19 protein-coding genes and 1 tRNA gene are annotated in these 25,191 nt (G+C 51.9%); 8 read left to right on the top strand and 12 right to left on the bottom strand.

Annotation, left to right across the window (positions count from 1 at the left end; all coding sequences use genetic code 11):
• Positions 1–841 precede the first annotated feature (841 nt).
• Genes FJM65_RS17135 through FJM65_RS17150 form a run of 4 tightly spaced genes read right to left on the bottom strand, consistent with a single transcriptional unit; the run spans position 842 to position 5,184 of the window.
• Complete coding sequence (locus FJM65_RS17135) at positions 842–2,125, bottom strand: adenylosuccinate synthase (RefSeq protein WP_140622945.1); 1,284 nt, start codon at positions 2,123–2,125, stop codon at positions 842–844.
• Between the two features lie 8 nt (positions 2,126–2,133).
• Complete coding sequence (locus FJM65_RS17140) at positions 2,134–2,484, bottom strand: STAS domain-containing protein (RefSeq protein ID WP_140622947.1); 351 nt, start codon at positions 2,482–2,484, stop codon at positions 2,134–2,136.
• Positions 2,456–2,956: a Fur family transcriptional regulator gene (locus tag FJM65_RS17145; RefSeq protein WP_140622949.1), complete on the bottom strand. Its 501-nt coding sequence runs from the start codon at positions 2,954–2,956 to the stop codon at positions 2,456–2,458. The genes FJM65_RS17140 and FJM65_RS17145 overlap by 29 nt, the downstream gene beginning before the upstream one ends.
• A 35-nt stretch (positions 2,957–2,991) precedes the next feature.
• Complete coding sequence (locus FJM65_RS17150; RefSeq protein ID WP_140622951.1) at positions 2,992–5,184, bottom strand: RelA/SpoT family protein; 2,193 nt, start codon at positions 5,182–5,184, stop codon at positions 2,992–2,994.
• 236 nt (positions 5,185–5,420) lie between these two features.
• Between FJM65_RS17150 and FJM65_RS17155 the strand changes: the two genes are divergently transcribed.
• The 4 genes from FJM65_RS17155 to clpX all read left to right on the top strand — a co-directional run bounded on the left by FJM65_RS17155 (position 5,421) and on the right by clpX (position 9,271).
• A tRNA-Leu gene (locus tag FJM65_RS17155) sits at positions 5,421–5,502 on the top strand.
• An 81-nt stretch (positions 5,503–5,583) separates the two neighbouring features.
• The gene (tig, locus tag FJM65_RS17160) at positions 5,584–6,906 is read left to right on the top strand and encodes a trigger factor (RefSeq protein WP_140622953.1); all 1,323 of its coding nucleotides are present in this window, start codon (positions 5,584–5,586) and stop codon (positions 6,904–6,906) included.
• A 91-nt stretch (positions 6,907–6,997) separates the two neighbouring features.
• The gene (locus FJM65_RS17165) at positions 6,998–7,696 is read left to right on the top strand and encodes a ClpP family protease (protein WP_262710951.1); all 699 of its coding nucleotides are present in this window, start codon (positions 6,998–7,000) and stop codon (positions 7,694–7,696) included.
• A 351-nt stretch (positions 7,697–8,047) separates the two neighbouring features.
• A complete protein-coding gene (gene clpX / locus FJM65_RS17170) occupies positions 8,048–9,271 on the top strand; it encodes an ATP-dependent Clp protease ATP-binding subunit ClpX (RefSeq protein ID WP_140622957.1) in 1,224 nt (407 codons plus the stop codon).
• A gap of 566 nt (positions 9,272–9,837) precedes the next feature.
• On the opposite strand, the gene lpxB is transcribed toward clpX, so the two are convergent.
• From lpxB to FJM65_RS17190, 4 genes are all read right to left on the bottom strand, one after another.
• Positions 9,838–10,959 (bottom strand): lipid-A-disaccharide synthase, encoded by a 1,122-nt coding sequence (gene lpxB / locus FJM65_RS17175; protein ID WP_140622959.1) that lies wholly within the window; start codon positions 10,957–10,959, stop codon positions 9,838–9,840.
• 69 nt (positions 10,960–11,028) lie between these two features.
• Entirely contained in the window at positions 11,029–11,451 is a 423-nt protein-coding gene (locus tag FJM65_RS17180; RefSeq protein WP_140622961.1) for a 6-pyruvoyl trahydropterin synthase family protein, read from the bottom strand.
• Positions 11,452–12,462 (bottom strand): FecCD family ABC transporter permease, encoded by a 1,011-nt coding sequence (locus tag FJM65_RS17185; RefSeq protein WP_239023000.1) that lies wholly within the window; start codon positions 12,460–12,462, stop codon positions 11,452–11,454.
• Positions 12,459–13,349: an ABC transporter substrate-binding protein gene (locus tag FJM65_RS17190; protein WP_239023001.1), complete on the bottom strand. Its 891-nt coding sequence runs from the start codon at positions 13,347–13,349 to the stop codon at positions 12,459–12,461. Before FJM65_RS17190 ends, FJM65_RS17185 begins: the two co-directional genes overlap by 4 nt.
• A 75-nt stretch (positions 13,350–13,424) precedes the next feature.
• Between FJM65_RS17190 and rfaD the strand changes: the two genes are divergently transcribed.
• Together rfaD and FJM65_RS17200 are read left to right on the top strand one after the other, a co-directional pair.
• A complete protein-coding gene (gene rfaD / locus FJM65_RS17195; protein ID WP_140622963.1) occupies positions 13,425–14,390 on the top strand; it encodes an ADP-glyceromanno-heptose 6-epimerase in 966 nt (321 codons plus the stop codon).
• Between the two features lie 288 nt (positions 14,391–14,678).
• Positions 14,679–15,131 (top strand): YciI family protein, encoded by a 453-nt coding sequence (locus FJM65_RS17200; RefSeq protein WP_140622965.1) that lies wholly within the window; start codon positions 14,679–14,681, stop codon positions 15,129–15,131.
• Between the two features lie 104 nt (positions 15,132–15,235).
• Here FJM65_RS17200 and FJM65_RS17205 read toward each other — a convergent pair whose 3' ends face one another.
• Both FJM65_RS17205 and FJM65_RS21335 read right to left on the bottom strand, forming a co-directional pair.
• Positions 15,236–15,916, bottom strand: a complete 681-nt coding sequence (locus FJM65_RS17205) for a hypothetical protein (RefSeq protein ID WP_140622967.1) — start codon at positions 15,914–15,916, stop codon at positions 15,236–15,238.
• 302 nt (positions 15,917–16,218) lie between these two features.
• Positions 16,219–16,374 (bottom strand): hypothetical protein, encoded by a 156-nt coding sequence (locus tag FJM65_RS21335; RefSeq protein ID WP_181163758.1) that lies wholly within the window; start codon positions 16,372–16,374, stop codon positions 16,219–16,221.
• 96 nt (positions 16,375–16,470) lie between these two features.
• Here FJM65_RS21335 and FJM65_RS17210 point away from each other — a divergent pair, with 96 nt between their 5' ends.
• Both FJM65_RS17210 and FJM65_RS17215 read left to right on the top strand, forming a co-directional pair.
• Positions 16,471–17,262, top strand: coding sequence for a sensor histidine kinase (locus tag FJM65_RS17210; protein ID WP_181163759.1), 792 nt, complete (start codon positions 16,471–16,473; stop codon positions 17,260–17,262).
• Complete coding sequence (locus tag FJM65_RS17215) at positions 17,259–17,996, top strand: LytR/AlgR family response regulator transcription factor (RefSeq protein ID WP_140622971.1); 738 nt, start codon at positions 17,259–17,261, stop codon at positions 17,994–17,996. The genes FJM65_RS17210 and FJM65_RS17215 overlap by 4 nt, the downstream gene beginning before the upstream one ends.
• On the opposite strand, the gene FJM65_RS17220 is transcribed toward FJM65_RS17215, so the two are convergent.
• Both FJM65_RS17220 and FJM65_RS17225 read right to left on the bottom strand, forming a co-directional pair.
• Positions 17,993–21,481: a TonB-dependent receptor gene (locus tag FJM65_RS17220; protein ID WP_140622973.1), complete on the bottom strand. Its 3,489-nt coding sequence runs from the start codon at positions 21,479–21,481 to the stop codon at positions 17,993–17,995. The genes FJM65_RS17215 and FJM65_RS17220 overlap by 4 nt on opposite strands.
• Positions 21,471–25,175 (bottom strand): sensor histidine kinase, encoded by a 3,705-nt coding sequence (locus FJM65_RS17225; RefSeq protein ID WP_239023002.1) that lies wholly within the window; start codon positions 25,173–25,175, stop codon positions 21,471–21,473. Before FJM65_RS17225 ends, FJM65_RS17220 begins: the two co-directional genes overlap by 11 nt.
• Between the last annotated feature and the right edge of the window lie 16 nt (positions 25,176–25,191).

Raw genomic sequence — 25,191 nt, forward strand, 5'->3', positions numbered from 1 at the left:
ACCTTAATCTTAATTTCTGTCTCAAGCAATCTCTCAAAGAACTTTCCGAGGAGCTACTCTCCTCGCTTGCCATCTCAACGATGTTGTCTCTCACTCCCCCTGCGAGCCGTTCGCTCTCTGGCGGGGTGCAAAGGTCCGAAAGCCAAACCTAACTTCCAAACAATCTGCGGTATTTTTTTCTCTCTGTTTCCCTTCGGCCTGTCGCCTCGGGGCGGGCTGCAAAGGTAAGAACTTCTTTCCGATCCGCGGCAAACTTTTCAGTCTTTTTTTTCGCTCCGGGCCTTCCCCGAAGCGCCTCCCTCAGGAAGCGGCTGCAAAGGTAAGGAACCCTTTCCGTTTTCCAAGCAACCCGGCGAAGTTTTTTTTCCCGGGGCCGGCCGCCTCAAAAGCAACCTGCGGGCTGTGTTACCAGCGCCTCCCCCTTGCCGCCTCCTGCCGAAGCGGGCTGCAAAGGTAAGAAGAGTTTTTGAAGTGGCAACAACTTTGCAAAACTTTTTTTCATTCTCCTCTTCCCGATGTTTTATCTTGCGATTTCCGCACCGGTGGCCGCCCTGCCGGCTGCCTCTTTTCTTTTCCCTCCAGACCGTTTGTCCGTGTTGGGAGTGCAAAGGTCCGAAAAGTTTTAATTTCTGCAAGGGGCACCCCTCAAAAAAGATGTGGAAACACCGGAATCCGCTGATAGAGAGCGGCAAAAGTTTTATACTTTCTTCTCTCTACTATTCCGGTTGCTTATAAGCAGCACCTGCGCCTGTTCCCTACCTTCCCTATGGGGCATCAAAAAAGCCCCGGCTATAGGCTGGGGCTTCTCTGGAATTATAGCTATTATTTCTAGCTTTATACTTTATGCACTTACTGCCTCTCTTTTGAGGGTGCTTTTCCTGTCTGGTCCTACGGATACTATTGTAATAGGCACCTGCAGATGCTTCTCCAGGAAAGTAAGGTAGTTATTGAATGCCTCAGGCAGATCTTCTACAGCCTCTACCTTATTAAGGTCTACTTTCCAGCCTGGCAGTGATTCGTAAACCGGCTCCAGTTCTCCAGCTTCCATAGAGTGCGGCACCTTATCTGTTATCTCACCAGATGGTAACTTATAGTGTGTACATACTTGTATGGTATCGAATTCCGTCAGCACGTCGGCCTTCATCATGTTCAGCTGCGTAACGCCATTCAGCATGATGCTATACTTCAGGCTTGGCAAATCTACCCAGCCACAGCGGCGCGGACGGCCCGTAGTCGATCCGAACTCACGTCCGGCCTGACGAATATCCTCCCCTACTTCATCCAGAAGCTCTGTCGGGAAAGGGCCGCTGCCCACACGGGTACAGTACGCTTTAAAGATACCGTATACTTCGCCGATGTGCCTCGGCGCAACGCCCAGGCCAGTGCAGGCGCCAGCCACGATGGTGCTTGAGGAAGTGACAAAGGGATAGGTTCCAAAGTCAACATCCAGTAGTGCTCCTTGTGCACCTTCCGCCAGAATACGCTTGCCACTCTGCAGCGCCTCATTGATCATGTACTCGGAATCCACCAGCTGCAGGGAACGCAGGTAATCCACAGCCTCAAAGAAAATTTGCTCCTGCTCACCTAGCTCCAGCTCCTGGCCATAGAACTCTACCGTTTTGCGGTGGCGCTCCACCAGTTTATTGTAGCGGTCTCTAAAATCATCCGCCAGTATATCGCCTACTCTCAAACCAACTCGGCCAATCTTGTCCTGGTAAGTTGGGCCAATGCCTTTCAGGGTCGAGCCGATCTTACCGCTTCCCAGCGCCTCTTCCGAAACACGGTCCAGCACCTTGTGCGATGGAAGTATAAGCGAGGCTTTTTTGGAGATAAACAGGTTTTTGGCAGCGTCCACGCCCCTGTCCTGCAGCTTTTGCATCTCCGTGCGGAAAACTATCGGGTCCAGCACTACGCCGTTGCCGATGATGTTTTTGATTTCCGAGTGGAAAATGCCGGACGGGATCTGGTGCAGCACGTGCTTAGTGCCTTCAAACTCTAATGTATGGCCCGCGTTCGGGCCTCCCTGGAAACGGGCTACAATGTCATAGGTCGGGGCAAGTACGTCTACAATCTTTCCTTTGCCTTCGTCGCCCCACTGCAGACCTATTAAAATGTCAACTGCCATTTAAGTGTTTAGTATGTTGATTCCTTTAAGAATTGCGCTGCGAAGTCGTCGTTCTCAGCTATCGTAAATATCGCGTTCAGCTTTGTTACTATAAGCAACTTGCGGATGTGGTCGGATGGCTTGATGAGCACCAGCTCTCCGCCACGGTTGCGGAACTTGGTGAGTAGCGACACCAGCACGCCCATGCCACTGCTATCCATAAACCGTACGTTCGACAGATCCACGGCGCAAAGCTGCAAATTACCCTCCTGCAGCCCATCCACGCTGTCAATCATCTGCTGCGTGTCTTTGCCTGCAATCAGGTCGCCTTCCATCCGTATAAACAGGATGTCATCCTTCTGCTCTGTCTGATACTTCATGTTTTTGTTCCTCTGTCGCTTTTCTAGCGCGGCAATCGCCGCAAATACCGTATAAGTTCAGGGAGTGGTGCAAGATATGAAAATTTAACAGTTCGCCCACCATAGTTTGTATCTGATGCACCCGCGGGTCGCAGAACTCCACTACCTTATGGCACTCAGTGCAGATCACGTGGTCGTGCTGCCGGTAACCGTAAGACTTTTCGTACTGCGCCAGGTTGCGCCCGAACTGGTGCTTGCTCACCAGGTCATTCTCCACCAGCAGGTCCAGGGTGTTGTATACGGTGGCCCTGCTCACGCGGTAGTTTTTATTCTTCATGTTAATGTAGAGCGACTCCACATCAAAGTGCCCGTCGCTGGAGTAGATCTCTTCCAGAATCGCATAGCGCTCAGGCGTTTTGCGCAGGCCTTTACTCTCCAGGTAGGCTGTAAATATCTTCTTTACTTCTTCGAACTTCTTTTTATCTAATGCCATTTTCTTCTTCTAAAGTATAAATCCAGGCCACTTTATTAATCGAAGCGCTCCACAGTAAGTATGCCGTTTACCTTGCTCATGCGCTGCATCAGCTTGTCCAGGTGGCCTGTGTCATTCACAAACACCATAATGTTCCCTTCAAAGATGCCGTCGTTGGAGTCGATGGTGATGGAGCGCATGTTCACCTTTAAGCTGGTCGAGATCACTTTGGTAAGGTCGTTTACCAGGCCCACGCGGTCGGTGCCTTTAATGCGGATGCCTGCCAGAAAGGCCAGCTCTTTCTGCTCCGTCCACTTGGCTTTGATGATGCGGTTGCCGTAGTTCGACATCAGCTCTATGCCTCGCTTGCAGTTGGTGCGGTGTATCTCTATGCCGTCTTCCTCCGTCTGAAAGCCAAACACATCGTCGCCGGGGATCGGGTTGCAGCACTTCGACATCTGGTAATTCCAGTTGGCGGTCTTCTCCCCTACCACCAGCATATCCGAATTCACGCCCCTGATCTTCTGCACCTCCATGTCAAAGGACTTTGGCTCCAGCATCGAGCCGGCCTTGTCTGTGGCAGCGGTAAAGATCACTTCCTTAATGTTCTTTATCTCGATGTGGCCGGTGGCTATTCTATAGTATAGGTCCTGTACCGTTGGCACATTAAAGAAGGCCTGCAGCTTGTTCAGGTTCTGCTGATTCTCGGCTATGCCAATGTGCTGCAACCTGGCATCCAGCATCGCTTTACCCTGCTCGGCCTTGTTCTTGCGCTCCTCGCGCAGGGCATCCTTAATGCGGGTACGGGCCCTGGAGGTAACCACATACTGCAGCCACTCCTCGTTCGGCTTCTGCTTCTGCGAGGTCAGGATCTCCACCTGGTCGCCGTTCTTCAGTTTGTAGCTCAGCGGCACCAGCTTCTGGTTTACCTTAGCCCCGAGGCAGTGCAGGCCAATCTGCGAGTGGATCTCAAAGGCAAAATCCAGGGCGGTGGACTTGTCCGGAAGTATGATGAGCTCGCCTTTCGGCGTAAATACAAACACCTCCTCCACGAAAAGGTTTTTGCGGAACTCATCCATAAACTCAAGCGCGTTGGCCGTGTTGTTCTCCAGCATGTCGCGCACCTTGTTTATCCACTGTTCCAGCCCCGACTCCGCCGAGGCCGCGCCTTCTGTTTTATACTTCCAGTGGGCCGCGTAACCGCGCTCGGCAATCTCGTCCATTCGCCGGGTGCGGATCTGTACCTCCACCCACTGCCCCGACTTACTCATCACGGTTGTGTGCAGCGATTCGTAGCCGTTGGCCTTGGGCGTGTTCACCCAGTCGCGCAGGCGGTCGGGGTTGGGCTGGTAGAAGTCTGTTATAATAGAGTATACCTGCCAGCAGGCGGCCTTCTCGTTCTCCAGCGGCACGTCCAGTATAATCCGGATGGCAAACAGGTCGTAAATCTCATCAAAGGTGATGTTCTGCTTCTTTATCTTCTTTAGGATAGAGTAGATTGACTTCGGCCTGCCCTTGATATTGAACTTGAAGCCATACTTGCGCAGCTCGTCCTCTATCGGGTGTATAAAGTCTTTGATGAACTTGTTACGGGCGCTGCGCGTCTGCCGGATCTTGTTCGATATATCCTTGTAGGTATCGGTGTCGGTATACTTCAGGTACAGGTCTTCCAACTCCGACTTGATGGCGTAGAGGCCCAGGCGGTGCGCCAGCGGGGCGTACAGGTACATCGTTTCGGAGGCGATCTTGAGCTGCTTGTGGCGCGGCATACTGTCCAGCGTACGCATGTTGTGCAGGCGGTCGGCCAGCTTTATAAGTATAACGCGCACGTCGTCGCTCAGGGTGAGCAGCATTTTGCGGAAGTTCTCGGCCTGCTGTGAGCTGCCGTAGTCGAACACGCCGGAGATTTTGGTAAGCCCCTCAATGATACGCGCCACGCTCGGGCCGAAGTCACGCTCGATATCCGAGATCTCCAGGTCGGTATCCTCCACCACATCGTGCAGCAAGGCCGCCACAATAGAGGTGGTGCCCAGGCCAATTTCCTCCACGGCAATCTGTGCCACAGCCAGTGGGTGCAAAATATAAGGCTCCCCGGACTTGCGGCGCATGTCTTTGTGCGCTTCCAGCGAGGTGTTAAAAGCCTTCTTGATAATCTTGGCGTCGTTGTCCTTCAGAAAAGGCTTGGCATACCTGAGTAGCCTCCTGTAGTGCCTGAGTATCTCTTTGCGTTCTGCTTCTAAATCGATCATGTTTTACAACTATGATAGCGGCGCGGCCAGTTTGCTGGTAGCGCCCTCTCTATAAGTATAAATAAGCTGGCTGCTTTATAAGTTTCAAATATAACTGATTATAAGATGCAACCAACACCTGGGGCATGCGGAGCGGGTTTGGCTGCCGCAAAAATTATTTCACAAAAATTAAATTGGCGTATTGCATTTAAAAAAACGTTGTTTACCTTTGCAACACTAAAAAGAAGCACAATCAAGCGGATGTGGCGAAATTGGTAGACGCACTAGACTTAGGATCTAGCGCTGCGAGGCATGGGGGTTCGAGTCCCTCCATCCGCACTAACATCACGAACCCTCAACATACCTTGTTGGGGGTTTGTTTTTAGTAGGTATTTCTAAAATCTTTAAAATTTATAAGCCTTGAATATTACATTAAACCAAACCGACAGCACCAATGCGCAACTGAAGGTGGTACTGGAAGAGGCGGACTACGCACCAAAAGTAGACCAGCAGGTAAAGGAGTACAGCAAAAAAGCCCAGATTAAGGGTTTCAGACCTGGCAAAGTGCCTGCAGGGCTTGTAAAGAAAATGTACGGCAAGAGCATCCTGGTGGAGCAGATCAACAAAACGCTGCAGGAGGAGATCTCGAAGTACATCCGTGAGAACGACGTGAAGCTGCTGGGCGAGCCACTCCCGGCTGAAGACCAGCAAGAAATAGACTGGGACAACCAGAAAACATTTGAGTTTAACTACGAGGTTGGCCTGCTGCCAGACTTCAACCTTCCGCTGGATAAAAGCGTAGAGGGTGTCAAAGTTGAGCTGGACCAGAAAACGATAGACGAGGCTTACGAGAACCTGAAGCGCCAGTTCGGCAAAACCACTAACCCTGACACAGCAGAGCAAGGCGATTTTATCTCCGGTGAGCTGAAGCAGGTAGACGGCGAGTTCCAGTCTAAGACGCTTATCCCGACTAGCCGCATTGTAGAAGGTGCAGACAAGTTTGTGGGCGCTAAAGTGGATGACGTGATCCGTTTCGATATCCGCAAGACTTTTGGCGACGACAACGCTGCCCTGGCGCACGTTACCGGCCTGAGCAAAGAAGTTGCCGCTGACCTGAACGGTGAGTTTGAGTTCATCGTGGAGAAGATCAACCGCACAGAGCCTGCCGAGCTGAACCAAGAACTTTTCGACAAGCTTTTCGGTAAAGACGAAGTAAAGACGGAGGAAGAGTTTGACGCCAAGATCCGCGAGACGATCCTGGAGAACTATGAGCGTGAGGCAGACAACGTGCTTTACCGCAACATCATGGATACCCTGATCGATAACGTAGAGGTGGAACTGCCAACAGAGTTCTTCAAGCGCTGGATTCAGATAACCAACGAAGGCAAACTGACTACTGAGCAGATCGAGGAGAACTTCGACAAGTATGTTCGTGAGCTGAAGTGGTCTATGATCAAGAACAAGGTGGTAGAGGAGAACGACCTGAAGGTGACGAACGATGAGGTAGTGGAAGCGACGAAGGAGAAGATGCTGGCGCAGTTTAACATGCCGGAGGTGCCTGAGGAACTGATGGAAAGCATGAACAATTATGCCCAGCAGTATCTGCAGCAGGAGAATGGCCGTAACTACATCAACGAGTACGAGCAACTGCTGGCCGAGAAGGTGCTCGCTAAACTTAAGGAGAAGATGACTGTTGTGGAGAAGACAATCACATCAGAGGACTTCAGAAATATGTCGTTCTAAGCAGAACGCACATATATAACTTTATAAAAAAGTCCTTCTAAAACCGAAGGACTTTTTTATTTTTGACAAAACCGTAAACCTAAACAACATGATGTTTAACAAAGACGAGTTCCGCAAGTTTGCCGTAAAAGGCCAGGGCATGAGCAGCCTGGGCGTAGACCAATATATTAACCACGTAGAAGGCCGCGCCATGCACACCATCGAGAGCATGACTCGCTCGGTGATTGAGGAACGCCCTACCAACTTCCGTGAGATCGACGTGTTCTCGCGCCTGATCATGGACCGCATTATCTTCCTGGGCACGCAGGTAGACGACTTTATCGCCAACATCATCACGGCGCAGCTCCTGTTCCTGGAGTCTGCTGACGCGAAGAAGGACATCCTGCTGTACATCAACAGCCCGGGCGGCTCGGTATACGCCGGCCTCGGCATTTATGATACCATGCAGTATGTTAGCCCGGATGTTGCCACGATCTGTACAGGTTTGGCTGCCTCTATGGGTGCTGTGCTGTTGGCCGGTGGCGCCAAGAACAAGCGCTCTGCCCTGCCGCACGCCCGTATCATGATTCACCAGCCAATGGGTGGCGCACAAGGCCAGGCCTCTGATATCGAGATCACGGCCCGTGAGATCCTGAAGCTGAAGAAGGAATTGTATGAGATCTTGGCCGAGCACTCTGGCAAATCTTATCAGGAAGTATACGACAACTCAGACCGTGACTACTGGATGCGCGCCGAAGAGGCGAAGGAGTATGGCTTGATAGACGAAGTGCTTATCCGCAAGAACGCTTAAGCATCTATCTTTTACAATATATGAAAAACCCGACTGGTGCGCTGGTCGGGTTTTTATTTGTATACTTTTTAGGTTACTTAGCCGTGTTCAGGCATTTCCGGAGAAGGGATTTTAGGATTTTGCAAAAAAATTATCCACACCCAACTGTGCACATCTTAAACAGATAGTTAATTAATAATCAACGACTTATAAAAAAATATAAAAATACTTATTTTAAAATTTATACTTGTGTTTTAACAGTGTGTTGGGCTTTGCATTGAAATTTTTATTCTTGTATAAGTATGCAATTTTGTACCTTTGCTTTATGCATTTGTAAAAGATGCGTAAACTACACTGGACCAATCGTTTCTTATGGCAGAAATTACGTGCTCATTTTGCGGCAAAAACAAGAAGGATGTATCGGTAATGATCTCCGGTATCAACGCGCATATCTGTGACCGTTGTATCGGGCAGGCTCAGCAGATATTGAACGAGGAGAACAAGATTCGCGCAAGCAGCCGTACTCCGAAGTTTAACCTGATGAAGCCGAAGGAGATGAAGACTTACCTGGATCAGTTTGTGGTGGGGCAGGACGAAGCGAAGAAGGTGATGTCGGTGGCGGTGTATAACCATTACAAGCGCCTGATGCAGCAGCCCACCGAAGACGACGTGGTGATCGAGAAGTCAAATATCATCATGGTGGGTGAAACCGGTACAGGCAAAACTTACCTTGCCCGCATGATGGCCGGAATCCTGCAGGTGCCGTTCTGTATTGCCGACGCTACCGTGCTGACTGAAGCCGGCTATGTAGGCGAAGACGTGGAAAGCATACTTACCCGCCTGCTGCAGGCTGCCGACTATAACGTGGAAGCAGCTGAGCGCGGCATCGTATACATCGACGAGATTGACAAAATTGCCCGTAAGAGCGACAACCCATCTATTACCCGCGACGTGAGTGGCGAGGGTGTGCAGCAGGCCCTGCTGAAGCTGCTGGAAGGCACGACAGTAAACGTGCCGCCGCAAGGAGGCCGCAAGCACCCGGAGCAGAAGATGATCACGGTGAACACCGAGAACATCCTGTTCATCTGTGGTGGTGCCTTCGTGGGCATCGACCGCATCATCAAAAACCGCCTGAACACCCGCCCTATCGGCTTTTCGAAGTCTAAAATGGATGAGGCCGAGGAGAGCGAGAACTTCCTGAGGTACCTGACAGCGCAGGACCTGAAGAACTTTGGCCTGATACCGGAGTTGATCGGCCGACTGCCGGTTGCCACGCACCTGAACCCGCTGGACAAGGAAACGCTGCGCCTGATCTTGCTGGAGCCGAAGAACTCGATCGTGAAGCAGTATAAGCGCCTGTTTGAGATGGAGAACATCAACCTGAGCTTTGATGATAGCGCCCTGGAGTACATTGTGGAGAAAGCGGCAGAGTATAAACTCGGTGCCCGCGGCCTGCGCTCCATCTGCGAGGGCATCATGACTGACGCGATGTTTGAGTTGCCGTCAGAGGAAGGCACTAAGGAACTGGTGATTACCGGTGACTATGCCCGCGAGAAATTTGAAAAATCGAACCTCAAGCAGCTGAAAGTGGCTTAAGGCAAGTATAACGTATACTTACAAAAGAGGGGCTAGCCTGCTACAGGTTAGCCCCTCTCCTTTTTACATTTTACGGTTCTCCGCTGCCCCTAACCCAGCAGATCGTCTTCCTCCTCCCTGTCATCCAGCGCAAGCGGCCCTGTAGATGAGGCTCGAATCAAAAGAACAGATATCATTAGACCAGTCAAGCCCAAGGCGATAAATAGCGATTTCATAGTTTTTGATTTTTAGTTTGCACAGGGATTCTGATTCTCCTAGAAAGGCTTACAAAGCTCTCATTTTATAGGATATGCGCCCAATTGCGAGCTATGCCAGGCTACCGGTATTACTGTAAGCCTGGCGACTCTAGCTCCGCCTCCTCCAGGAAAGGAGCAGCACCTGCACCGATAATTAAAAAGGAGATAGCTACGCCTGTTAGCCCTAACGCAATAAATATTGATTTCATAGTCTCTTGCTTAAATGTTTATAGAGTATACCCCTGCCTCCACGTGAAACAGTAATTTTAAAGTATAACTCTATACGGGAAGAAACTGAAGACAGGTTGGCGATTGCGTAAGAATACTATTCTATACTTTCTCCTCCTGCAGGTACTTTACCATCAGCTCGGCGGCGCGCTCGGCGGTTCTGTAGTCGCCGATCTTCTTCCGTACCAGGGCATACCCCTCCTGCTGCTGCTTCAGGAAATGCTGGTCGAACAGCACCCGCTTCAGCTCCGCCGTGATCTGCTTGGCCGTAAAGTTCTCCTGTATCAGCTCCGTTACCACCGGCTTATTTGCAATCAGGTTTACCAAAGAGATGTAGGGCACCTTGATCACCATTTTGCCAATGCTGTAAGAAATTGGGCTGGTTTTGTAGCACACCACCTGCGGCACCCCGAACAAAGCCGTCTCTAAAGTAGCTGTGCCCGATGTTACCAGCGCCGCCTTGGCCTGCGAGAGCAGGTCATAGGTCTGGTCGTAGATGATCTTGATGTTGGAATCCTTGTTGTACTGCTCGTAATACTCTTTCGAGAAGTTACTTACGCCCGCCACCACAAACTGAAAATCGCGGAAGTTGGGCAGCACACTTAGCATCACGTGCAACATGTTCTCTATCTCCTGCCGCCGGCTGCCCGGAAGTATGGCAATGATGGGCTTGTTGTTGTAGAGTTTGTTTTTGGCCCTGAAATCATCCGTCGGCACATGGTCTGACACAGAGTCGTTCACGGGGTTGCCTACGTAATCCACTTTATAGTCGAACCTGCCGTAAAAGTCCTCCTCAAAAGGCATGATCACGAACATGCGGTCCACAACTTTTTTGATGCCGTGCACGCGCCCCTGGTTCCAGGCCCAGATCTTTGGGGAGATGTAGTAGAACACCTTCAGCCCCTGCTTCTTGGCAAACCGGGCGATGCGCATGTTAAAGCCGGCATAGTCCACCAGTATCACCACATCCGGCTGATACTTTTTGATATCCGCCTTCGCCTCGCTCAGGAAGCCCAGGATCTTGCGCAGGCTCTTGAACACCTCGGCAAAACCCATAAAAGCCATCTCCTGGTAGTGGCGCACCAGGTCCATGCCGGCAGCCTGCATCATATCACCGCCCCAGCCCCTTATCTGCGCCTCCGGGTCTTGCTTGCGGAGCTGTTTGATGAGGTTGGAGGCGTGCAGGTCGCCGGATCGCTCCCCGGCAATAATGTAGTACTTCATGGGGTAAGGGTTTCTTTTGGAGCTGGTAAAATAAGTATAGCGGCTGTAAAGTATAAGCCGCTCACTAAATTATTCTCCAAAATACTCCACGTAGTTGCGTGGGGTTTCGTAAAGTTTCAGGCTGTGCAGGGTGGCGTTGTTGTTGGAGATCTCCTTTACGCGCGGCTCTAGGATTTTCCAGAACTCCACCACCAGGTTCTCGGTGCTGGCCAATTTGTCTTCCATAAAGGCCACGTCCAGGTTCAGGTTCTTGTGGTCTACCTTCTGGATGATGTGCGTGCGGATGAGGGTGCTGAGCTTTTTCAGGTCGATCACAAAGCCTGTGTCCGGGTCGGGCTTGCCCTTTACCGTCACGATCAGCTCGTAATTATGCCCATGCCAGTTGGTGTTGGCGCATGGCCCGAAAACCTCTTTATTCTTAGCCAACGACCAGTTCGGGTTGAAAAGCTTATGAGCCGCGTTAAAGTGCTCTAACCTGCTAACGTAAATCATTTATCCTCTAAAATTGTAATTCTTTTTGAACAGCAAATATACAAAGAAAGGAACACCAAAGAACGATGTAATAATTCCGATTGGCAGCCCGGCGGGCGGATAAATTATGCGGGAGAGCAGATCACAGAGCAGCATGAACAAGCCGCCGATAAAAGCGCACAGCAGCAGGTTGCCCCGGCCTGTGGCTCCCAGCAACCCGCGGGTTACGTGCGGAATGATCAGCCCGACAAAACCAATAGGCCCGGAGGTAGCCACGGCAAAGCCCGTCACCACCGACACCGTGGCCAGAATCACCCAGCGCGTTTGCGCGACTTGTATGCCCAGCGCCTGCGCCCGCTCCTCCCCCAGCAAAAGTATATTGAGCTGTTTCTGATAAAAGGCAAAGAGCAGCAAGGCCACCAGCAGCGCCGCCGCCGGGTAGGGCACCATCTCCCAACTGGCCCGCTCAAAGCTCCCCATGGACCAAAACACCACCGACCGCAGCTTGCCTTCGGAGTCAGACAGGAAGGTAAGCAGACCAACCATAGCCGTTACCAAGGAACTGAGCGCGATGCCCGCCAGCAACAGCTGCGCCGGGATGATCTGCCGTTTGCGGTAGCCCAGCATCACCACCACCAGCGTTACCACAAAGGCGCCGACCAGCGCAAACACCGGCGGCAAGTATACACCGGCTACGGTCATCGGCACAAAGCCAAAGAACACGATCACGGCACCCAGCGATGCACCGGAAGCCGTGCCCAGCAAGTATGGATCAGCCAGCCCGTTGTTCACCATCGCCTGCATCAGATAGCCGCAGAAAGCCAGCGAGGCCCCCACCACCAAGGCAAGTATAAGCCGCGGCAGGCGCAGGTGAAGTATGGCAAAATGTGTGGTGTTATCGGGGTTATAGTGAAAGATGGCGTCGAAAATAGTACCCGCCCCCGTATCGAAGGAGCCGACCTGCAGCCCCAGCAGCATCACCACCAGAATCAGCAGCAGGGCAAGTATAACGTATAAACCGCGCCGCATCATGGGTACAGGAAGCCCTCCAGCTCCCGCAGCGACTCCACCACCCGCGGGCTGGGCCGCGACATCAGGTTATCGTTTGGTTTATAGATGCGGTTATTCTGATACGCTTTGATGCGCCGCAGCTCCGGGTATAGGCTAAAGAAGCTCTCCTCCAGCTCCTCCTTCGTGCCCCCCAGCAGCACATCCGGGTTCAGCTTCAGCACATACTCCCGCGTCAGGGCCGGGTACGGCTGCTCAAACACTTCCTGCACGGCGTTCTCCGCGCCCAGTATGCGCAGCTTATCGGAAAGTATCGTGTTCTGCCCGTATACATAAATCGGGTCGCTCCAGGTAATGGCCAGCACCTGCAGCGGATTTTCGCGCTGTTTATACTTTTGTCTGAGCTGCGCCACCTCCTGCCGCAGTGAGTCCGTCAGCTGCTTTGCCTCCTGCTTCCGGCCCATGATGCGGCCAATATCTTCCAGGCCTGTAAAAATGTCCTCAACAGTTCTATACTTCTGATAGTATACCGGCACACCCAGCTGCTGCAGGCGCTCGGCCACCTCCAGCGGCGTAATACCCTCCACGGTAAAAATTAGGTCCGGTTTCAGGGCCAGCACCTGCTCATAATCCACCGGGTAGTTGCTTACCAGCGGCTTCCGGTAAACGGCTGCAGGGTAGTCGTCGGTGGGGGTGCGGGCGATGATGGTGCTGGTGTCGAGCACGGCGTAGAGCATTTCGGTAAGAGAGGAGGCGAAGGAGAACACGCGCTCCGGCTTTTTCTGAAGTATAAGCTCCCGCCCCAGGTCATCTTTCAGCACCAGCGTCTCTTTTGCCTGTTTCTGCCTTTGGTTGCACCCAAACAGCAGCAGGCAAAGTATAGCAGGAAGTATAAATCTGGCTTGTCTCAAAGTATAGATGCCTGACACGGGGCAGGCGGCTCGGTTTATTTTTGTAAATTTAACGCAATTTTAGATACAGGAAACATGATAGTAGTAACAGGTGCCGCCGGATTTATCGCCAGCTGCCTCGTCAGCAGGCTGAACCAGGACAATTTCAACGACATTGTGGTGGTGGACAACTTCTCCGTTGCCAAAAAAGAAAATAACCTGAAGGGCAAGAAGATTAAGGAGTACGTGGACCGCGAGAACTTTTTTGAGTGGCTCGACGAGCATTATGAGGACGTGGAGTTCATCTTCCACCTGGGCGCCCGTACCGACACCACCGAGTTTAACAAGGACGTATTCGATTTGCTGAACCTGAACTACTCCAAGCAGATGTGGAACGCCTGCGCCGAGTACCAGATCCCGCTGGTATATGCCTCCTCTGCGGCTACCTACGGCTCCGGCACGCTGGGCTACGACGACAACGAGGCGACCATTCCGCTGCTGAAGCCGCTGAACCCGTATGGCGAGTCGAAGAACGATTTCGATATCTGGGCGCTGCAGCAAACAGCCAAGCCTTTCTACTGGGCCGGTCTCAAGTTCTTTAACGTATACGGTCCCAACGAGTACCACAAGGGCAAAATGGCCTCGGTTATTTTCCATGCCTATAACCAGATCAAGGAGAAAGGCAGCATGAAGCTGTTCCGCTCGCACAACCCGGACTACGCCGACGGCGAGCAGATGCGCGATTTCGTGTACGTGAAGGATGTGGTGGACGTGTGCATGTTCCTGATGCACCACCGCAAGAACTCCGGCATCTACAACCTCGGCTCCGGCGAGGCCCGTACCTTTATGGCGCTGGCCCTGAATACCTTCGAGGCCATGGGCGTAGAGGCCAACATCGACTTCATGGACACCCCGGAGAACCTGCGCGACAACTACCAGTACTTCACGGAGGCCAACATGAGCAAGCTGCGCTCCATTGGTTATGAAAAGCCGTTTTATACTTTAGAGGAAGGCGTGAAGGATTACGTGCAGAACTACCTGATGGAGGGGAGGTATTACTAGACCGGTGATTAAGGCAGGGCCGTTTCATTCTCTCTTTTTTGTCATCCTGAAAGGATCTTGTGAGCCAATAGCAACAGCTTATCAAACTTTCTACCAAGATCCTTTACAGAATGACAGTAATAATTGGGTATTTTTTTTAGAATGAAACGGCCCTAAGTGATTAAGCGGATTATAAGGATTCCTATGATTTCCTGGAATGATTTTATGAGGGCAAGTATGGCTTTAGGTTATACTTGCTCTTTTGTTTAGATGCCGTATCTTCAGGAGTCCATACTTTACCTATACTAGATGAAGCACTTTCTCGCCCTGACCATACTTTGCTGCCTTGCCTTTGTCGCCCAGGCGCAAAACCCTAGCTATAACAAAGCCCTGGCCGACTCTTTAGGCGCCGATGATTATGGCATGAAATCCTATGTGCTGGCCATACTTAAAACCGGCCCGAACACGACTACCGACAAAGAAAAGTTGAGTGCCTATTTCCGCGGCCACATGGAGAACATCGGCAGGCTGGCCAAAGAGGGAAAGTTAATCGTGGCAGGTCCGCTGGGCAAAAACGAGAAAAACTACCGCGGCATTTTTATACTGGATGCCAAGACAGTAGAAGAAGCGCAAAAGCTGGTAGAGACGGACCCGGCCGTTCAGGCAAAGATCTTTGAAGTAGAGCTTTACCCCTGGTATGGTTCCGCCGCGCTGCCGGTATACCTGGAAACGCATCGTAAGATAGAGAAAGCAAAGCCATAGACGGTAGACTTTGCAGCACTTGCCATAGAATCTAGCTCCCATCCGTTTTCATTTAGGCAGATGGGCTCTGTGACCTATGTTTCTTTTAGCCTCTTCAGAGTGGCCTATAGTCTATAATCAATTCCTATACCCAACGACAAAGGTTTGGACTCCGCATATTCACTAAACTTGCCAAGATGGCGGTAAAGCAGGTTAACTTTCGCGTTAGCCTCCAACCTACTGCCCCACTTGTACTTTAGAAGCAATCCTCCTATAAAAAAACTATTGAAGCCAGAGCCGTGCCTTTGCTCCAACACGGTTGTAGCCTCTGCTCTCTTCCGTGTGAATGTCCAATCTGTTTCGCCATAAGTGGGCACGAGACTGGCTGTTGCATAGAGTTGGATGCGTCTGTTCGGGTTGAAGGGGGTAAACTGAAAATTAACGGGTACAACCCATCCCGAAGTAGTGTTTTTTCTATTTTCAAAAGTCAGCACATGCTTCTGCTGATCTTCTTCATTTGCATAGTATGTGCCCCCAAAGTCTAACTTGTCTTTGCCATACCCTAGCCCTAACTGTACGCTCAGCCTTTGGTTAATTTTATACCCTATGTGTGGCGTTACGATAGGCTCTATGCTTCCACCTGTCTTGCTGTTGAACATGAGCATATAGGATACCGAGTTTGCCTCCACCCCGACAAAGAGCTTCCTCTCTACCTTGGGCAAAGACTGGCTGGAGTCTGGCTCCTGCCCATGAACAGATAGTACGGTAAAGAAGGCGAGGGGAAATAAAAGCAAAAGACATTTCACAGCTTTAAAATCATTTTCAGTTTATCGTTAGCCACCTTATGCGGGCAATTAAAAAAGGAAACAAGTAACGGCCTTATCTTAAGTTTATTCTCAATCAGCGCTTGGGGGCAAAGGTCAGTGTAAGTTGTTACGGAAGGCTGTTACTTGTTTCCCTTGAATCACTTTCTCCAAAACTCACAGTGTTAAGGTAGAAAGCTCATCATCATCTGTGAAAAATTTTACACGAACAGGTGTTTGCTGTAGACGAAATGTGTTGCGACTTACCTAAGGAATGTGTTGTTTTATGCATGCCTAATAGCACTTCATACCGCACCATTCTTTACCACATACTTGCCTGGGCTGTATTTATTACCTACGAAGTTCTGCTGGTCGAGCTTATTAGCCCCACCAAGACCGCCTGGTGGGAGTGGGCCTGTTGGTATACGGTTAATATCTGCCTGTTTTACTTCTTTGCTCATGTGGTGCTGCAGTATACCGTCAAGCATAAACAACTTTTGTTATTACCGCTGTTGGTTCCGGCAATTATAGCCGGGTATATTACCATTCAAGTAGGCATGGAGGATGTTATCAACCTGTTTCGCGAAACACCCAAGTCTTTTACCCTAAACAAGGTGTTTTTACTGCGCTCTACCTGGAGGTGCATCTACTTTCTCGGATTTAGCACAGCTTACTGGTTCACCCGCCAAACAATCCGTAATACCAAGCACATCAATCACATGAAGCTGCAGCGCCTGCAGGCCGAGCAGGACAAGGCAGAACTCACCAAAGGGCTGGCCCGCTCTCAGAACGCGCTGCTCCAAGCCCAGATCAGTCCGCACCTGCTTTTTAACACGCTAAACTTTATTTACAACTCCGTGCAAGATGTGTCTCCGAAAGCATCTAAGGGTGTGTTACTGCTTTCTGAAGTCATGCATTATGCGCTGCAGCGGGTGCATGAAGACGGTAAAACCGACCTCCAGCACGAGATAGAGCATATTGAACGATACATTGAGCTCAACCAGCTTCGGTTCAGTTACCCGCTACATCTGCAGCTCAAGTGCTCCGGCCAATTACAGGGCAGGATTCCACCACTAATCCTGCTGACTTTTGTGGAGAACATTTTCAAGCACGGCGACCTGACCGACCCTTCTCAGGCTGCCAGCATTATACTTTCATATAACCAGAACCAGCTCCATTTTAGCACTAAGAATAAAAAGCGGAAGCATCGGCCCGGACGTGGGTATGGCATCGGCATACAAAACGCCAAAACCAGGCTCGACGAATTTTACAGCGAAGACAAGTATACCCTAGCGATACAGGAAGACGAACAGCAGCACAGCGTTTGCCTAAAAATCAAACTTACATGACAACTTGCTACATAGTGGACGATGAGCAGCACGCCATTGATGTGCTTTCACGTTACATACAGAACACGCCTGGCCTCGAACTAAAGGGAGCAGAAGATAACCCGCTGCACGCCCTAAACGCTATTACCTCGGGCAAAGCATCGGCAGACATAACGTTTCTGGATGTTGACATGCCGCAGCTTTCAGGCATAGACCTGGCTGGACTCATTAACGGTTGTACCACCGTCGTATTTACGACGGCATACCCTGATTATGCCTACCAGGCTTTTGATAAGGATGCAGTAGACTACCTGCTCAAGCCGATCTCCTATGAGCGTTTTCTACGTGCCATTGCCAAGGTGAAAGAAGCTTTGAAGCGAAAGCAAACAGCACCGGCCGAAGAACAGAACGATGAGTATTTTTATATCAAGGCGGATGTGAAAGGAAAGTATGTGAAGGTAAGCCTGGCGGATATCATCTATGTGGAAGCAATGCAAAACTACGTGCGCATTCAAACCCCTTCCGAAAAGCTGACTACCTACCTAAGCATGAAAGAAATTGAGGAGCACCTGCCGGCAGCAGAATTTACCAGAGTGCATAAGTCTTTTATTGTGAGTAACGCAAAAGTAAGGTCTGTGGAGGGGAACCTGATTATGCTGACGGATGAAAACACGGTTTCGCTGGGCCGCAGTTACCGGACGGCATTCCTTGAGATGATCAACGCCAAGCTTTTGAAAAGCAAGCGCGCGTCTTAAAACAGCACCGACACCTGCGTTCTGCCGGTATGCACCGCCCCTACCCCATTGGCTTTGCGGCCGTCATAGTTCAGGGAGATATTGAGGCCGTTGCTCAGGCGCTGCTGCATCACCAACGACCAGGTCATGTTGTTGCCGGGGCGCAGGGCATTCAGGATCTCGTAGCCCGCGTAAGAGGCCTCATCCCCGTCAAAGTCAATGTTCACGTATTTGATGTTGCCGGTTACAGTGCGCTTGCCCACCTGACTTAGCTTCGTCTCCAGCCCCAGCTCATGGAAAGTACCCTCCTGCTCCACTTCTGCAGCCTCCAGCACGTCCTGCTTCAGCGACAGCTGGTACTTGCCTGTAAAGCGCAGTTTGGCGTTAGGCTGGTACGCCAGCTCCGGCGACAGCTCCCGCGACTGTATCTTAAAGTTTTTGGAGCTCAGAAAATTAGACTGATTCTCGCGCACGTTATACCCCACCGTCAGCTGCGAGCTCAGCACCTCATTCAGGTTCAACCTTCCGGTTACGAGGTGGTTTAGCACGTTGCGGGTTTCGGTGCCGTTCGTCAGCAACTGCTTCTGCTCGTTCTGCTGCACCGTGTACTCCAGGCCATACCTGGGGCTGCTGCGGTTAAAGTATACCGTATGGCGTAGCTGCTTCACCAGCGAGATCAGGAACTGGTCCTCTACCTCCTGGCTAAAGGGGCTGAAGCGCTGGCTCAGGTCGTTGTCTGTTGTCTTTTTATCCACGCTCACAAAGCTCAGCATCGAGAATTTGGAAAGCGACGCCTTTATGCCCGGCTCTGTGCGCCAGCTGCGGGGCGTGGAGGTAGTGAGGCGATAGGTAAAGGTGTTGGTGTAAGCGTTGATGTACTCGTCGGTGGGCAGGTAAATTTTAATGTAGAGGCGCTGGTCCACGGTCTGGGCCTCCAGGTAGTCATTGAGGTTGTTAGGGTCGCCGCCATCGCGCAGGTAGTGGGTTCCCTGCCCCGGCAGCGTCTCCTGAAAAACATAAATCCGCTTCAGCTCCCGCCCGGTGCCGGTGGCATAACTCAGCTCCGACCGAAAGGCCCCATCCACAAAAGTGCCGTTATAGTCTACCCGCGACTGTATCGTTTCCTCGTTTTTGCCTTTGCTTAGGTTTAGCTTGCGGTAGGTGGCCTGCACCTCCAACAGCTGGCTTTGGTCTATCCGTTTCTGAAGTATGGCGTTATAGGTCTGCCCCACCTCCAGGTTTCCCATGGTGCCGTTGCCCGTCGGAAACCTGTCGCGGCGGTGGGCATAGTCTAGCCTGAACTTTGTTGTTGCCGTATCGCCGCTTTCGAGGTAAAACTGATGCTGTTCAAAATACTGCGCAGAGCCAACCACAGAATCCGTGTTGAGAGCCGTTAGTCGGTTTTTATCAAAGCTATAAGTATAACCGGGCGAGACTTTTCCGATGCTATACTCCAAATTCATATCGCCACGGTACCACTGCGACTCCCGCTCCTGCTGCGTGCTGTTCAGTATAAAAAAGCGGTTGCGAAGCTCCAGCTTCCCCAGCTTCTTCATCAGGTCCAGGTGGTGCTGCACGCCGTCCAGCTGCCCTTCGCGGTGGCGCCGGCTAATGCGGTAGTTCACCAGGTTGGCCGGGTCCTGCGCTGCGCCTACCGAGAAGTTAAAAATATGGTCCTCCGTTTTCGCTGTGTTCGATAAACTCCAGTCGCGGTCGAACTCTATGGGGCGGTAGCGGTCTATCGGCTCAAAAAACGCATCTGTATACTCATAGTTCAGCGTACTGTTGAGTTTATACTTGCCCAGAAAGGAGACAGGCTTCTCCTGCACCACATACCCTACCCGCAAGCCTTTTCCGCTATCATCCTGCGCGTCCTTCTCCGAAAAGCGGTTCAAGTCATACTCAGAGGCGGCCCCCTCGGCAAAAAAACTGATCCCCTTCTGCAGTTCGTAGCTACCGCCAAAGTTTATAAGCTGCTTCTTGCGCGGCGTGGGCAGCACCCGCACCGGCGCATAGCTGCCCTGCTTTCTGCCATTAACAGGCGCTACCCAGCGGTAGGCGCGTCCGTTTACGGCACCGGTCACGGCCACATAATCGCCGTTGCCAAGACCAACGTTGGTAAAGCTCACGCTGTAGTGCGCCGAGTCGGGGTTGGTGGAGTATACATAAATGCGGTCCAGGTTCTGGCCATTATTATAGGATGTGTCGCGGCGGGCATACAGCACCTGCCCCGGGTCAAAGGCCACACTGTCGGCACCCGAGGAAACCGCTTGGTTCAGGCTGTCGCCTATACTTGCCAGCAGGCGCTTTTGCTCGTTATTCAGCGTCAGGTTAAGGAGGCTATTGGGGTTGTCGCTCTCGTTGTAGTAATTGCCGTATACTTTCAGCTTGCCCAGGTTCTGGTAATGGTTCAGGTGATAGATGCCCCGGCTGTAGTTTTGGTCGGAGTATTCAAAATCAACCCGTATACGAGAGTTTTTGGTGATGACACGGCGGGTGGTGAAGGTGATTTCAGCCTGGTTATAGTCGATCACATAGTCGTAGTCATAGCCTCGCTGCAGCAGCACGCCATCCAGGTATACCCGCTCCGAGTTAGCCAGCACGATAATGTACAGCTCGTTGTTGGGCCCGCGCAAACGGTAGGGCCCCAGCACCCCTTCCTGCGGCGTAACGGTCTGGGAAGCGAACTTGCCCTTTGAGACGGAGGCGGCCACTGTGGTTACCCCCTGCCGCTCCGGCTCCTTTCCGGTAATGTAGCTAAATGCGCCGCCCTGCACGTTTTTGTAAAACTGCATAAAGTAGGAGGGCTTGCTCTTGAGCACCACATCGCCGGCCGTTAGCTGCCACAGCCGGTGCTGCAGCGTGATGTATACTTTATCGAACTCCTGCAGCTGCTGCGTGTTGCCCTCCGGCTGAAACGGGATGTTCTGGTCGGTGATGGCCGCCGTTATACTTATGTCGTCGGTTAGCTTTCCGTCGAGCTGCAGGTTCAGGGCTGAGTTCACAAACACATTTTGCGTATTGCCAAACGACACGCCCCTGGAGATGCTGCCGGTCTTGTTCAGCCCTGGCGTCCGGAAGATCTCTTCTTTCGTGCTGACCTCCTCCTGGTACGGCACCCCTCGACGCGCGCCAATCTCCAGCTGGTCTATGCCTCGCTTAAAAGTTGTCTTGGTGATGTTCAGGGGCAATACCCGGAAACAAACCAGCACCGAGTCCGGCAGCGGCTTCATCGTACCTAAGGTATCAATAGCTACGGAGTCGGGGGCGGGAAAGTCTGTAAAAGTAAACTCGTTGGAGGTATAGCTGTAAGTATACTTAAACAGCTCTTTTTGGGGATGTTGCAGCGTAATGGACTCCGGCAGCAGCGTGAGCGTGTCTAGTTGCTGGGGCCTGTTGGTTACCGGCACCCATTTGCAGCGCTTGTTATTGAGGGGCACCTGGGCAAGCAGCGGTGCACTTAGCAGCCACAGCACCAGCAGCAAGCACCAGCTCTTAGCGCCCATCGGCCAACGGAAGCTGAATAAAAAACGTGGTACCAGTGCCATCCTGCGTCTCAAACCATATTTTACCGCCAGCGTTTTCGATGCCCCTTTTCGCAACAGCCAGGCCAATGCCCGAGCCAGTATACTTGGTGCTGAAGTTCGGAATAAATACCTTGCCCCGGATCTCTTCCGGAATGCCGCTGCCATTGTCTTGGATGGAAATCAACACCTCTCGGCTGTCCTGTAGTTCCAGCGTCACCTTGATCTGTGGTTTTCTGCTGGTCGGCACGGCCTGTATCGCGTTTAGCAACAGGTTATTAAAGGTACGTACCATCAGGCTTTCATCGGCTTTCACGATAACCTCCTGGTCCGGCACCTGCCTGCTTACAATAGCTGTGGCCGGGTCGTTGTGCAGGTCCACTGCCTTGCGTAAAGCTGCCGCCACATCCATCGGGGCCGCCTTTGGCTCTGGCATAGAGGTGAAGCTGGAAAACGAAGAGGCGATGTCGTTTAGGATATTTATCTGCGTGATGAGCGTATCAGAGATCTTCGCTATCAGCTGGTCGGCGTTCGGGCGTTTCTCGGCAATGGCTTTCTGCAGGTACTGCAGCGAGAGCTTCATGGGGGTAAGCGGGTTTTTGATCTCATGCGCCACCTGCCTGGCCATCTCCCGCCATGCGGCCTCTTTTTCCTGCATGGCCAAATCCTGCTTGTTCTGCTCCAAGGTCAGCAGCATGCGGTTGTACTCATTTACCAGCATCCCGATTTCGTCGGCGCCCTCGTAGGCCAGCATCTCGTTTTTACCGGTCAGGGTGGTGCGCTTTAGCTTTTCGGCCAGCAGTCTGAGCGGCACTGTCAGGGCGCGGGAGGCGAAGAAAGTGAGCACCATGAACAGGATAAACATCACCGAAAAGATGTTCATAGTGGTGGTGATCAGGTCGATCAGCTTCAGGTCCAGCTCGCGCTCAGAATCAAAGAAAGGTATGCCGATAAAGCCCGACAGTTCCGCCGGGTGCTCCTCGTCGCGCAGCGGCAGGTAGATAGCGTTGAAGCTCAGGTTGCCGGCCTGCTCCTGCAGCAGCACCCGCAGGGCCTGCCGCTCCGATATAGCCGCAAAAGCCGCCGGGTTCACCAGCCTCGACTGTAGCCCTGCCTCAAAGATGAGCGGCTGGCTTGTAACAAGCAGCTTTCCGTTGCGGTCATACACATTCACGTCGGTTTCGGCGATGGCTGCAACCTCCGTTATACTTTGCCGCAGTTTCCCTTGCAGCAGCCTCCTGCTCAGCTGTTCCGACAGATGCTCCTGTATGGCCTCCCCTCGCTGCTCATAGCGCTGCATCAGGTCTTTTTTATAGGAGCCCGTTACCAGACCGGCGGTCGTTATACTTACCAGCAGCATGGGCAGCAGGATCCCGAAGTTCAGGAACAGCTGGATCTTGGTGCTCAGGTTAGGGCTGAACTCTCTTAACCTGCGCCGTTGCAACAGCAGGTACAGCAGGCCAAGCAGAATCAGCCCGGCCACAAAAATCAGGAAAAGGAAAGAGAAATTTGACAGCACCTCCCGCCCGCCATACTTATCGGTGGTGATAACAAGGATACGCCCATTGTCGGTGCGAACGCCAAAGTGGTGGGAGTCGTTCTGTGCTAGTCCCTGCCGGTAAAGCTCCGGGTTACGCAACAAGCGGCGGTTAAAGTTGATGGCATAGTCATACTCTCCCTCGCTGTAGAGCAGCTTCCCGCGGCTGTAGATGGCATAGCTTAATTTATCCAGCCCGAGCGGCTGGTTATACTTTTGGTCTACCAATAGCTGAGGCACCACGCTGTTGGGCAGCAGTTTCTTCAGGGTTAGCTTCAGGGCGATGGTGCCATACATGCCGCGGCTGATCGGCACATGAATAATCTTTAAGTACGTACGGGCATTGTAGCGGGCAGGGTCTTTCAGCAGGTACAGCTCCTTATGCTCGGTGCGCGATTGGGGTTGGTCGAAACGCTGCCGGAGCTCCTGCAGGGTTGCCACCGCTGTGTCTGCAGTCTCCAGCGTTCTCCCGCGCCCATCAAACAGCAACACCTGTATCTCATACTTATCAAAATAGTCGCTCAGGTACTGGCGCACTATTTTCCTCTCGATGAAAGAAGCGTCTACGTACGGCCCCATCATCTTCATGCGGATAAGCTCATCCTCGGCAATGCGCTGCGCCACCTGGTTCAGCTGGTACTCCCCCAGCACGTCATTCTCCTGCAGAATGTTAAAAGCCAGGTTCTGCTTATAGGTCTTTAGGTCGTTGTGATACTGTGCATACTGCGCCAGCGCCCCTGTCACGGCGCTCACAATGGCTACCAGGAAAAAAAGCAGATAGGTGCGGTAGGCCAGGCTAACGGCATGCTGCTGCTGTGCTGCCAGTACAACCACTGCCCAGAACACGGCCCCGAGCAGCACAACTAAAAACAGCTCGGCAGCAAAAAGAACAGTAACCAGCAAAAGCAGGCTGGCCAACACCAGCAGTGTTTTATAGGGCCACGACCACGGCTCCTTCGGCACCAGCACCGAAACAGCTGTTGCCAGTATGTAGGAGAACATGCAAAGAGCCACCGTGTGCAGCAGCATGATGCCGTACATCACCACTTTATACTTGCTCAGGCTCAGCGAGTGGGTAATATCCAGCACCAAGGGGGTGTTGTAGAAGATATCGTAATAGAACTTAAAGAGCAGCAGAAGCAGGAAAAAGAACGCCACCATACATACCACCAGCAGTACCCGCCCTCGTTGTTGCGGCATGGCGGCCATTTGTGCGGCCACCCGGTTCTTTTTAAAGAGGTAGATGCCGGCACTTGCCACTGTTGTCAGCAGCAGCACGTTCAACAACAAATCCCCTACCGAGGGCGACCAGAAAGAGGCGGCGTACAGCCTTGGGTCAAACAGCTCCAGGTCTACTACCGAGAAGGGCAAGTTTAGTAGCAGTAAGGCAATGCGCATGCCGGTAAGCAGCATCAGAAGCAGCAGTATGCCCTGGCTATACTTGCGCTGCTGCAGAAAAGTATCACTCAACGAAAGCGCGAACAGCACAAAAAAGATGATCGCAAGTATAAACAGGCCTACCTGTATGGTTTTGTACCCTTCCGTTTTATGGGACAGCTCAAAATCTAAGGCAAATAAAAACTTCCCGCTCCGGGTGCGTACCTGCGGCAACGGTGCATCCGGGTCTAGCACAAGCTGCAAATTCGCCTGCCCAAAAACCTGTTCATCAAGTTTCGGGGTCAGAAACTCATTGCGGATGCGGTAGTTGATCTGCAACGGTATGTATACATCCACCTTATACTGCCGCACCTGGCGCCGCTGCACGATAAACCGGCCATATTCATTGTCGACGGCCATTGCGCCATCTAAATTTTCAGGCACGTCAGGTTGCGGCGTTATGGTATGGTCAGACCAGAAAACAATTTTTCCAGCGCGGAAAATGAAAACAGGATAATGGCTTTTCTCCAGTAGCTCCGAGAAGGAAACGGTGTTGTCGCCCAATACTGCTCCTAGCTCCCTGGTTTGTGCATCGGCATTGTCCAGGCATTGCTGTACCCGTTGGGATATTTTTTTTATCTCTTCTGCATGGCCTTCAGGGGCGGCTCCGGAAAATAGGATGTTATAGTGCAGCGCTGCAATAGCCGCAAAGCTTAAGAGCGATACCAGTAGAAAAAGAAATGAGGTGACTTTCCGGTTCAAAACAGCGCAGTTTATC

It is taken from the genome of Pontibacter mangrovi (assembly GCF_006385705.1).
Classification (GTDB): domain Bacteria; phylum Bacteroidota; class Bacteroidia; order Cytophagales; family Hymenobacteraceae; genus Pontibacter; species Pontibacter mangrovi.

Bases quoted from the DNA above. Each gene is read 5' to 3' on its own strand.
- FJM65_RS17135 (WP_140622945.1), bottom strand. From the start codon at position 2,125: ATGGCAGTTGACATTTTAATAGGTCTGCAGTGGGGCGACGAAGGCAAA.
- FJM65_RS17140 (WP_140622947.1), bottom strand. From the start codon at position 2,484: ATGAAGTATCAGACAGAGCAGAAGGATGACATCCTGTTTATACGGATG.
- FJM65_RS17145 (WP_140622949.1), bottom strand. From the start codon at position 2,956: ATGGCATTAGATAAAAAGAAGTTCGAAGAAGTAAAGAAGATATTTACA.
- FJM65_RS17150 (WP_140622951.1), bottom strand. From the start codon at position 5,184: ATGATCGATTTAGAAGCAGAACGCAAAGAGATACTCAGGCACTACAGG.
- FJM65_RS17165 (WP_262710951.1), top strand. From the start codon at position 6,998: ATGTTTAACAAAGACGAGTTCCGCAAGTTTGCCGTAAAAGGCCAGGGC.
- clpX (WP_140622957.1), top strand. From the start codon at position 8,048: ATGGCAGAAATTACGTGCTCATTTTGCGGCAAAAACAAGAAGGATGTA.
- lpxB (WP_140622959.1), bottom strand. From the start codon at position 10,959: ATGAAGTACTACATTATTGCCGGGGAGCGATCCGGCGACCTGCACGCC.
- FJM65_RS17180 (WP_140622961.1), bottom strand. From the start codon at position 11,451: ATGATTTACGTTAGCAGGTTAGAGCACTTTAACGCGGCTCATAAGCTT.
- FJM65_RS17185 (WP_239023000.1), bottom strand. From the start codon at position 12,462: ATGATGCGGCGCGGTTTATACGTTATACTTGCCCTGCTGCTGATTCTG.
- rfaD (WP_140622963.1), top strand. From the start codon at position 13,425: ATGATAGTAGTAACAGGTGCCGCCGGATTTATCGCCAGCTGCCTCGTC.
- FJM65_RS17200 (WP_140622965.1), top strand. From the start codon at position 14,679: ATGAAGCACTTTCTCGCCCTGACCATACTTTGCTGCCTTGCCTTTGTC.
- FJM65_RS21335 (WP_181163758.1), bottom strand. From the start codon at position 16,374: ATGAGCAAAGAAGTAAAACAGGCAGATATTAACCGTATACCAACAGGC.
- FJM65_RS17210 (WP_181163759.1), top strand. From the start codon at position 16,471: ATGGAGGATGTTATCAACCTGTTTCGCGAAACACCCAAGTCTTTTACC.
- FJM65_RS17215 (WP_140622971.1), top strand. From the start codon at position 17,259: ATGACAACTTGCTACATAGTGGACGATGAGCAGCACGCCATTGATGTG.
- FJM65_RS17220 (WP_140622973.1), bottom strand. From the start codon at position 21,481: ATGGGCGCTAAGAGCTGGTGCTTGCTGCTGGTGCTGTGGCTGCTAAGT.